Raw genomic sequence first — 9528 nt, 5'->3', positions numbered from 1 at the left:
CAAGGCGAAGCTAAAGGGCTTGCCGCCTGCTCTTCACAGACAACAAGCCCTTTCGGTTGCTTGAACAATTTTTGCTTCGAAATATTGTCTAACTTTTCGGGGTCACTTCAGTATGAGCCGCGCCGGGGGAGTTCGTACTTTTTTGACGGAGATCAGATAGAGAGCTGCTCCAGCAGGAAACGGCCCACGCTCTCCATGGCCAGGCTGGCCCGGCGGATGGGGAACATCTGGAACACATGCCACATGTCCCGCCATACTTCCAGCCGGCAGGGGACACCGGAGGCGGTCAGGCGGTCCCGCAGCCGGACCGAGTCGGAGAGCAGGATCTCCCGGGTACCCGCCTGGATGAGGACGGGCGGAAAGCCGGAAAAGTCCCCGAACAGGGGAGAGAGATAGGGGGAGGCCAGATCTTCCCCGCCGGCGTAAGCGGAGCGGACAGCGTGGATATACTCCTTTGTGAGGGAAGGGTCCAGGGCGGCCCGCTCCTGATAGGATCTGCCGCTGGCTGTCATATCGGTCCAGGGGGACATAAGGACCAGAGAGGCGGGCAGGCGCCGCCCGGCATCCTTGAGCCGGTGGGTGAGCACCAGGGCCAGGTTGCCGCCCGCCGAGTCGCCGGCCACCACCACGTCCCGGGCGCCGTAGCCCAGGTACATCAGGTGGTCCCAGGCCCGCAGGGCGTCCTCCACCGCGGCGGGATAGGGGTGCTCGGGGGCCAGGCGGTACTCAAAGCACAGCACCTCGTACCCGGTGGCGTGGGCCAGCTTGGAGGCGATGGGCCGGGAGTAGCCCAGGTTGCCGCTGGTATAGCCGCCGCCGTGGCAGTACAGGATGGCGTGCCGCCGGTCATGGCCCCGGTGAGGGCGGACCCAGGCGGCGTTCATGCCCGCAAGGTCGAAGGGCTCCCAGCTCATGCCCGCCATGGGGGCGATCAGGCGGCCCAGCATCTCCTGTCCTTTGCGCTGGCGCTCCAGGTCCTCCCGGTCCATGGACTCGGGGGAGGTGGCGGTGTGGACGGCCTTCAGAGCCTTCATGATGGGGGCCAGACGGCGCTCCTCGGCCCGGCGGCGGGCCGCTTCCCGGCGGCCGGTCTGCCGCGGCCGGCTCTGCTCAGAACGGCGGGACTGCTCTTGCTCCATGGGATTCCTCCTTGTCGTATGGCGGAGACGAAAATGCCTGTTTTCAGATGTCATACCATTTTATCATACCCGGGCGGCGTTCGCAAGAAATTCGGCCTTTTGTCCGCTGGCCATACAGGGTGCCCGGTTTCGCTTGCAGTTTCCATAAAAGGTGATAAGATGCAGAAAAAGAACAGTGAGGGAAGGAGGCGGCGGAATGGCGGCCGGAGCAAGGGGAGAGAAGAAGCCCTGGTATAAGCTGGACAACGCGGGGGTGCTGTATTCCGCCTTGCAGAAGGAGGAGTATTCCGCCATCTACCGTTTCTCAGCGGTGATGGAGGAGAAAGTGGACCCGGAGGCCCTTCAGCGGGCAGTGGACAAGACCATGCCCCGGTTCCCGGGCTTTGCCGTGCGCATCAAGAAGGGGGCCTTCTGGTATTACTTCGAGCCCAACACCGCCCCCGGTCCCTTTGTGAAGCCGGATATCTCCAACCCGTGCCAGCCTGTCCGCTTCCGGGAGGACAACGGCTGGCTCATCCGGTTTTATTACTATGAGCACCGCATCTCCCTGGAGGTGTTCCATGCCCTGTCCGACGGGGCGGGGGCGCTGGTCTTTTTCCGCACCCTGCTGGCGGTCTACCTGCGGGAGCGGGGGCATGAGATCCCCAATGGGGAGGGAGTGCTGGACGTGGACGAGCCGCCCCGGCGGGAGGAGCTGGAGGACGCCTATGCCCGCTACGCCGCCGGGCGGGGCCGGCGGAACCGGGTGGGCCGGCGGGCCTTTCAGAACACGGGCACGGCCGAGCCCTTCTACACCCTGAACGTGACCATGGGGTTTCTGCCGGTGGACCAGCTGAAGGAAAAGGCCAGAAGCATGGGGGTCTCCATCACCGAGTACCTGACCGCCGTGCTGCTCCAGGTCATTCTGGATAATCAGGCCGGGCAGCGGCCCCGCCGTCCCCGGCCGGTGGCCCTGGCCATCCCCATCAACCTGCGGCCCTGGTTCCCCTCGGAGACCCTGCGCAACTTTATCCTCACCGTCCGGCCCTCCATCGATCCGGCGTTGGGTGAGTACACCTTTCCCGAGATCCTGTCCCAGGTCCACCACTATATGCGCCTGCACATCAACCGGCAGGAGATACGGGCGGAGTTCACCGGGAACGTCCGCTTTACCACCAATCCGCTTCTCCAGATCATTCCCATCTGCGTCAAGAATCCTATCATGTCCCTGAGCTACCACCTGGCAGGGGTGCTGCCCTACTCGGGGACTTATACCAATCCCGGGGTCTTTCGGGTGCCGGAGGCCATGCGGGGCCACATCCGGCGGATGGAGGTGGTGCTGGGACAGGCCACCAGCCCCAGAGTCCACTGCGCGTCCATCAGCTACGGCAACACCATGGCCATCACCTTTGCGGGCACTCTGAAGGAGACGGACACGGAGCGGGAATTTTTCCGCCGCCTGGTCCGGGATGGCATCCCGGTGAAGGTGGAGAGCAACCGGCGGGAGTGACCGCCCACAGGAGGGAGATTTATGTCTTATTGCGTTCATTGCGGGGTGGAACTGGACGCCACGGCGGCGGCCTGCCCCCTGTGCCATACGCCGGTGGCCGATCCCCGGCAGCCGGTGGATACCGTGTCGCCCAAACCCTTTCCCACCGAGCGGGGAGAGGTGGCGCCGGTGTCCCGGCGGGAGCTGGCGCTGCTGCTCTCGGTCATGCTGGCATCGGTTTCGGTGTGCTGCACGGTGCTGAACGTCCTGCTGCCCGCGGGACGGGCCTGGTCCCTCTATGTGACGGGAGCGGCGCTGATGCTGTGGTTCTGGCTGGTACCGCCCCTGCTGCGGCGGGGACTGCCGCTGCCCGTCCGCCTGATCCTGGACGGGGCGGCGGTGGCGGTCTATGTGCTGCTCATTGCTGTGGACCTGGACGGCCTGGGCTGGTACCGGGCCCTGGCGCTGCCCATCATCCTGCTGGGAACGGCCTGTGTGCTCTTCCTGGGGTTGGTGCTGGGGGGCGGCAGACGCTCCATTCTGAGCACCGTGACGCTGCTCATCGGAACGATAGGGGTGTTCCTGGCGGGAGTGGAGCTCTTTGTGGACCGCTTCCGGGACGGAGCGTGGCGGCCCGGATGGTCCGTGGTAGTGCTGGCCGTCTGCGCAGCCCTGATCATCCCGCTGGTGGTGGTGCGGCGGGTGCCCTCCCTGCGGGAGGAGGTCCGGCGGCGGTTCCATATGTGAGTGGAACCGGATAAAATACGGATATGAGAATGGATATTCAATATATTCTGAATATTATGAATATTTTTGTGGGACATGTCCAGAAATAAAGGGAAATTATTGAGTATTTATGCGAGTTGACTATTGCATTTTTATCCGCTGCGCGGTATACTGATACCAACATCAGAAAGCCGGCCGCCGCGGCCGGGACTTACAGGAGGTCAACACCATGTCTGAGATCAAGAAAGTCGTACTCGCCTATTCCGGCGGCCTGGATACATCCATCATCATCCCCTGGCTGAAGGAGAATTACAACAATCCCGAGATTATCGCCGTCTCCGGCAACGTGGGTCAGGCCGACGAGCTGGAGGGCCTGGAGGAGAAGGCCATCAAGACCGGCGCTTCCAAGCTGATCGTGGCCGACCTGGTGGACGAGATGGTGGACGACGTCATTATCCCCTCCCTGAAGATGGACGCCAAATATGAGAGCTATCTGCTGGGCACCGCCTTCGCCCGGCCCATCATCGGCAAGAAGCTGGCCGAGATTGCCCTGGAGGAGGGCGCCGACGCCATCTGCCACGGCTGCACCGGCAAGGGCAACGACCAGGTCCGGTTCGAGCTGGCCATCAAGCGCTTCGCGCCCAACATGAAGATCATCGCGCCCTGGCGGGAGTGGTCCATCAAGTCCCGGGACGAGGAGATCGACTACGCCGAGGCCCACAACGTGCCCCTGAAGATCACCCGTGAGACCAACTACTCCAAGGACAAGAACCTGTGGCACCTGAGCCATGAGGGCCTGGACCTGGAGGATCCTGCCAACGAGCCCGATTACGACAAGCCCGGCTTCCTGGAGATGGGCATCTCCCCCTTCAAGGCCCCCGACGAGCCCACCTATGTGACCATCGACTTTGAGAAGGGCGCTCCCGTGGCCCTCAACGGCCTGAAGATGAAGGCCTCCAAGATCATTGAGAAGCTCAACGAGGTGGGCGGCGCCAACGGCATCGGCATCATCGACATCGTGGAGAACCGGCTGGTGGGCATGAAGGACCGGGGCGTGTACGAGACCCCCGGCGGCACCATCCTCTACTTTGCCCACGAGCAGCTGGAGATGATCACCGTGGACAAGGACACCCTCCACGCCAAGCAGAAGCTGGCGGTGGACTTCGCCGACCTGATCTACAACGGCAAGTGGTTCAGCCCCCTGCGGGAGGCCCTGAGCGCCTTTGCCGACAAGGCCAACGAGTATGTGACCGGCACCGTGAAGCTCAAGCTCTACAAGGGCAACATCATCCCCGCCGGCATGACCTCTCCCTACACCCTGTACTCCGAGAACCTGGCCACTTTCGACGAGTCCGACTATGACCAGAAGGACTCCCAGGGCTTCATCAACCTGTGGGGCCTGCCCGACAAGGTCCAGGCGCTGCGGGCTCAGGGCAAGCTGAAGTAAACCCATAAGAGCCATCGACAAAGGGTGGGGGACGCTGCCTGCCGCGGGTACCGTTCCCCACCCTACAATTGTTTCCATTTTCCTTTGATACAAATTTCAAAGGAAATGCTTTCATTTGAAATTCCGTGCGCCGCGCGCACTGGTATCATGCGTGCCGCATGATACCGCGTCTCATAAAAACCTGACGCGCTTTGCGCTATAAAAAGCTTTTCAAGCTTTTTATTAGGTTTTAGTACAACTCAACCACGAGGTGCTGCTGCTATGAAATTATGGGCTGGACGGTTCCAGAAGGAGACCGATACCCTGGTAAACGACTTCAATTCCTCCATCACCTTTGACGCCCGGCTCTACAAGGAGGATATCGCGGGCTCCATGGCCCATGCCGCCATGCTGGGCAAGACCGGGATCATCGAGGAGCACGAGGCCGAGAAGATCATCGACGGCCTGAAGGCAATCCTGGCCGACATTGAGAGCGACAAGGTGGAGTTCTCCGTGGAGAACGAGGACATCCACATGAATATCGAGACCATGCTGACTGAGCGCATCGGCCAGACCGGCAAGCGGCTCCACACCGCCCGCAGCCGCAACGACCAGGTGGCGGTGGATTTCCGCCTCTTCGTCAAGAAGGAGATCCCGGTCATCATCGGCCAGATCAAGAAGCTGGAGGAAGTGCTGGTCAAAAAAGCGGAGGCCAATCTGGACACCGTCATGCCCGGCTACACCCACCTCCAGCGGGCCCAGCCCACCACCTTTGCCCACTACATGATGGCCTACGCCAACATGCTCAAGCGGGACATTACCCGGTTTGAGGACTGCATGGAGCGCATGGACGAGTGCCCCCTGGGCGCCGGCGCACTGGCCACCTCCACCTATCCGGTGGACCGCTTCCAGACCGCGGCGGCCCTGGGCTTTAAAAAGCCCACCGACAACTCCATGGACTCGGTCTCTGACCGGGACTATGCCATCGAGTTCCTCTCCGCCTGCTCCATCCTGATGATGCACCTCTCCCGGTTCTCCGAGGAGATCATCCTGTGGTGCTCCTGGGAGTTCAAGTATGTGGATCTGGATGACGCCTATTCCACCGGCTCCTCCATCATGCCCCAGAAGAAGAACCCCGATGTGGCCGAGCTGGTCCGGGGCAAGACCGGCCGGGTGTACGGCAGCCTCATTACCCTGCTCACCGTGATGAAGGGCCTGCCTCTGGCCTACAACAAGGACATGCAGGAGGACAAGGAGCCGGTGTTCGACGCCATCGACACCGTGGAGCTGTGCATCCCTGTGTTCACCGCCATGCTGGACACCCTTACCGTCAAGGAGAAGAACATGCGCGCCGCGGCCTCCGGCGGCTTCATCAATGCCACCGACTGCGCCGATTATCTGGTGAAGAAGGGCATGCCCTTCCGGGAGGCCTACATGATCGTGGGCAAGCTGGTCAACTTCTGCATCAAGGCCGGAGAGACTTTGGATACCCTGCCTCTCAAGGACTTCAAGGCCGTGTCCCCCGTGTTCGAGCAGGATGTGTATCAGGCCCTGGAGCTGAACACCTGCGTCAACGGCCGCCAGGTCTACGGTGGACCAGCGAAGGCCAGCGTGGAAAAGCAAATCGCCAATATCAAGGCATTCCTGGCCGAGCGGGAGGGCTAAGGCCGGCGAGGCAGAGAAAGGATGGGAACGTATGAGTAAACCCAAGGTGTACATAGACGGCAAGGAGGGCACTACCGGCCTCCAGATCTACGAGCGGCTGGGCCAGCGGGACGATATCGAGCTGCTGCTCATCGACGAGGACAAGCGCAAGGACACGGAGGAGCGGAAGAAGCTCCTCAACGCCGCCGACATCGTCTTTCTCTGTCTGCCCGACGCGGCGGCCAAAGAGGCGGTGAGCCTGATTGAGAATGACACCACCAAGGTCATCGACGCATCCACCGCCCACCGCACCGCCAAGGGCTGGGTCTACGGCCTGCCCGAGCTCTACCGCTATCCCGGCGAGGTGATCGGCCAGTCCACCCGGGTGGCCAATCCCGGCTGCCACGCCACCGGCTTCCTGTCCTCGGCGGCGCCGCTGGTCTCTCTCCACATCCTGCCCGCCGACTACCCCCTGACCTGCTACTCCCTCACCGGCTACTCCGGCGGCGGCAAGAAGATGATCGCCCAGTACGAGGGAGAGGACAAGACGGAGGACCTGTACAGCCCCCGCATCTACGGCACCACCCTCAAGCACAAGCACCTGCCCGAGATGCAGAAGATCTCCGGCCTGGAAAAGCCGCCGGTGTTCTGCCCCATCGTGGACGACTATTACAAGGGCATGGCCACCACCATCATGCTCCACAACCGCTATCTGAAGGGCCAGCCCACGGCGGAGGAGATCTATTATATCCTCTCGGCCTATTACGCGGGCCAGAAGCTGATCTCGGTGCGCTGGGGCGGCGACGGCCCCATGCTCCCCGCCAACGCCCTGGCCGGCACCGACCGGCTGGAGCTGGTGGTCTGCGGCCATGAGGATCAGACCATCGTCACCGCCCTCTTCGACAACCTGGGCAAGGGCGCATCCGGCGCGGCGGTGCAGAACATGAACATCATGCTGGGCCTGGACGAGACCACGGGCCTCAACCTGGGCTGACTATATTCTGATTCCGGAAGGATTTGATCGTATGAAGCAGATTTCCGGCGGCGTCACGGCCGCGAAAGGTTTCAAGGCCTGGGGCGTCCACTGCGGCGTGAAGGCCGGCAGCAAGAAGGAGAAGAACGACCTGGCCATGATCCTCTCGGAGCGGGAGTGCAACGCCGCGGCCACCTATACCATGAACCGGGTCAAGGCCGCGCCCATCTACGTGACCATGGACCACCTGGAGGACGGCACCGCCTGGGGCGTCATCGCCAACAGCGGTAACGCCAACGCCTGCTGTCCCATGAGCCACGAGAACGCGGAGCTCATGAGCGAGTACGCCGCCACCGCCACCGGCCGGAAGGCCTCCGACTTCGTGGTGGCCTCCACCGGCGTCATCGGCCAGACCATCAATATCGCTGCCATCGAGAAGGGCGTGCCCCAGGTGGCCGCCGGTCTCAGCGCCGACGGCTCTGATGAGGCGGCCCACGCCATCATGACCACCGATACCGAGAAGAAGGAGATCGCCGTCACCTTCACCCTGGGAGGCAAGCAGGTGACCATCGGCGCCATCGCCAAGGGCTCTGGTATGATCCACCCCAATATGGGCACCATGCTCTGCTTTATCACCACCGACTGTGCCATTACCCAGGAAATGCTGGCTGAGGCCCTCCACGAGACGGTGCCCAAGACCTTCAACCGGGTGACGGTGGACGGGGACACCTCCACCAACGACATGTGCGTGGTGCTCTCCAACGGCATGGCGGAAAATCCCCTCATCGAGTGGAAGGACGACAACTACACCGTGTTCCACAAGGCACTGCACCAGGTGTGCGAGCACCTGGCCCGCGCCATTGCCGGGGACGGCGAGGGCGCCAGCCGCCTCATCACCTGCACGGTCCACGCCGCCCGCAGTGAGGAGAGCGCCGAGCGCCTGGCCAAGGCGGTGGTGGGCTCCCCCCTGGTGAAGGCCGCCATGTTCGGCTCCGACGCCAACTGGGGCCGGGTACTGTGCGCCATGGGCTACTCCAAGGCGCCCTTCCGCCCCGAGTACGTGGACGTGAAGTTCGCCTCCGCCGTGGGCGAGATCCTGGTGTGCCGGGCGGGCATGGGAGTGGACTTCGACGAGGAGGCCGCCAAGAGCATCCTGTCCCAAGACGAGGTGGTCATCGACATCTGCCTGCACGAGGGCGATCACGCCGCCACCTGCTGGGGCTGCGACCTGACCTACGACTATGTGAAGATCAACGGCGATTATCGCACCTAAGGAGGAAGAAGATGGCTGATTCAGTTGTGAACCGCGCCACGGTGCTGGCCGAGGCGCTGCCCTATATCCAGAAATTCTACGGCAAGACCATCGTGGTCAAGTACGGCGGAAACGCCATGATCTCCGACGACCTGCGCAGGGCCGTCATCAGCGACATCATCCTCCTCAACCTGGTGGGCATCCACGTGGTGGTGGTCCACGGCGGCGGGCCGGAGATCACCGAGATGCTGAACAAGATCGGCAAGGAGTCCAAATTCGTGGACGGCCTGCGCTACACCGACGAGGAGACCATGGACATCGTGCAGCAGATCCTCTGCGGCAAGGTGAACAAGAACCTGGTGGCCACCCTGAACCGCCGGGGCGGCAAGGCCATCGGCCTGTGCGGCATGGACGCCGGGCTCTTCCAGGCCAAGAAGCTGGACGAGAAGTACGGCCTGGTGGGCGAGGTGGTCAAGGTCAACCCCGCGCCGGTGCAGGACGTGCTCAAGGACGGCTATATCCCCGTGGTCTCCACCGTGGCCCAGGGCATCGACGGTGAGAACGCCTACAATATCAACGCCGACACCGCCGCCGCCAAGCTGGCGGTGGCCCTGAATGCCGAGAAGCTCATCCTCCTCACCGACGTGCGGGGCCTGCTGCGGGACCCCAAGGACGAGAGCACCCTCATCCACGTGGTGGGACTGTCCGACGTGCCCCTGCTGGTGAAGGAGGGAGTCATCAAGGGCGGCATGATCCCCAAGGTGGAGTGCTGCGTGGAGGCGGTGCGCTCCGGCGTCAGCCGCACCCACATCCTGGATGGCCGGATCCCCCACTCCATCCTCATCGAGATGCTCTCCGATGAGGGCATCGGCACCATGATCCTGTAAAAGAGGCGAGTAC

Annotated in this window: 8 protein-coding genes; 7 read left to right on the top strand and 1 reads right to left on the bottom strand. The window is 62.8% G+C overall.

The window, feature by feature from the left end:
* Positions 1-152: 152 nt before the first annotated feature.
* Positions 153-1139: an alpha/beta hydrolase gene (locus ACTNBZ_RS04265; RefSeq protein ID WP_441208455.1), complete on the bottom strand. Its 987-nt coding sequence runs from the start codon at positions 1137-1139 to the stop codon at positions 153-155.
* A 196-nt stretch (positions 1140-1335) separates the two neighbouring features.
* Between ACTNBZ_RS04265 and ACTNBZ_RS04260 the strand changes: the two genes are divergently transcribed.
* The 7 genes from ACTNBZ_RS04260 (at position 1336) to argB (ending at position 9515) form a co-directional block, all read left to right on the top strand.
* Complete coding sequence (locus tag ACTNBZ_RS04260; RefSeq protein ID WP_441208454.1) at positions 1336-2628, top strand: hypothetical protein; 1293 nt, start codon at positions 1336-1338, stop codon at positions 2626-2628.
* A gap of 21 nt (positions 2629-2649) precedes the next feature.
* Positions 2650-3354 (top strand): DUF6320 domain-containing protein, encoded by a 705-nt coding sequence (locus ACTNBZ_RS04255; protein ID WP_441208453.1) that lies wholly within the window; start codon positions 2650-2652, stop codon positions 3352-3354.
* 208 nt (positions 3355-3562) lie between these two features.
* The gene (locus ACTNBZ_RS04250; RefSeq protein ID WP_441208452.1) at positions 3563-4780 is read left to right on the top strand and encodes an argininosuccinate synthase; all 1218 of its coding nucleotides are present in this window, start codon (positions 3563-3565) and stop codon (positions 4778-4780) included.
* 261 nt (positions 4781-5041) lie between these two features.
* The gene (argH, locus tag ACTNBZ_RS04245; RefSeq protein ID WP_441208451.1) at positions 5042-6424 is read left to right on the top strand and encodes an argininosuccinate lyase; all 1383 of its coding nucleotides are present in this window, start codon (positions 5042-5044) and stop codon (positions 6422-6424) included.
* Positions 6425-6455: 31 nt separating this feature from the next.
* On the top strand, positions 6456-7397 hold the full coding sequence (gene argC, locus ACTNBZ_RS04240) for an N-acetyl-gamma-glutamyl-phosphate reductase (RefSeq protein WP_441208450.1): 942 nt from the start codon (positions 6456-6458) through the stop codon (positions 7395-7397).
* A 31-nt stretch (positions 7398-7428) separates the two neighbouring features.
* The gene (gene argJ, locus ACTNBZ_RS04235) at positions 7429-8649 is read left to right on the top strand and encodes a bifunctional glutamate N-acetyltransferase/amino-acid acetyltransferase ArgJ (protein WP_441208449.1); all 1221 of its coding nucleotides are present in this window, start codon (positions 7429-7431) and stop codon (positions 8647-8649) included.
* Between the two features lie 11 nt (positions 8650-8660).
* On the top strand, positions 8661-9515 hold the full coding sequence (gene argB / locus ACTNBZ_RS04230; RefSeq protein ID WP_441208448.1) for an acetylglutamate kinase: 855 nt from the start codon (positions 8661-8663) through the stop codon (positions 9513-9515).
* Positions 9516-9528: the final 13 nt, after the last annotated feature.

The sequence above is a fragment of the Pseudoflavonifractor sp. HCP28S3_F10 genome (genome assembly GCF_052065415.1).
Lineage (GTDB): Bacteria > Bacillota > Clostridia > Oscillospirales > Oscillospiraceae > Pseudoflavonifractor_A.
The sequence above is the reverse complement of the archived record's forward strand: the minus strand, read 5'-3'. Positions and strand labels throughout refer to the sequence as shown.

Bases quoted from the DNA above. Each gene is read 5' to 3' on its own strand.
- ACTNBZ_RS04265 (WP_441208455.1), bottom strand. From the start codon at position 1,139: ATGGAGCAAGAGCAGTCCCGCCGTTCTGAGCAGAGCCGGCCGCGGCAG.
- ACTNBZ_RS04260 (WP_441208454.1), top strand. From the start codon at position 1,336: ATGGCGGCCGGAGCAAGGGGAGAGAAGAAGCCCTGGTATAAGCTGGAC.
- ACTNBZ_RS04255 (WP_441208453.1), top strand. From the start codon at position 2,650: ATGTCTTATTGCGTTCATTGCGGGGTGGAACTGGACGCCACGGCGGCG.
- ACTNBZ_RS04250 (WP_441208452.1), top strand. From the start codon at position 3,563: ATGTCTGAGATCAAGAAAGTCGTACTCGCCTATTCCGGCGGCCTGGAT.
- argH (WP_441208451.1), top strand. From the start codon at position 5,042: ATGAAATTATGGGCTGGACGGTTCCAGAAGGAGACCGATACCCTGGTA.
- argC (WP_441208450.1), top strand. From the start codon at position 6,456: ATGAGTAAACCCAAGGTGTACATAGACGGCAAGGAGGGCACTACCGGC.
- argJ (WP_441208449.1), top strand. From the start codon at position 7,429: ATGAAGCAGATTTCCGGCGGCGTCACGGCCGCGAAAGGTTTCAAGGCC.
- argB (WP_441208448.1), top strand. From the start codon at position 8,661: ATGGCTGATTCAGTTGTGAACCGCGCCACGGTGCTGGCCGAGGCGCTG.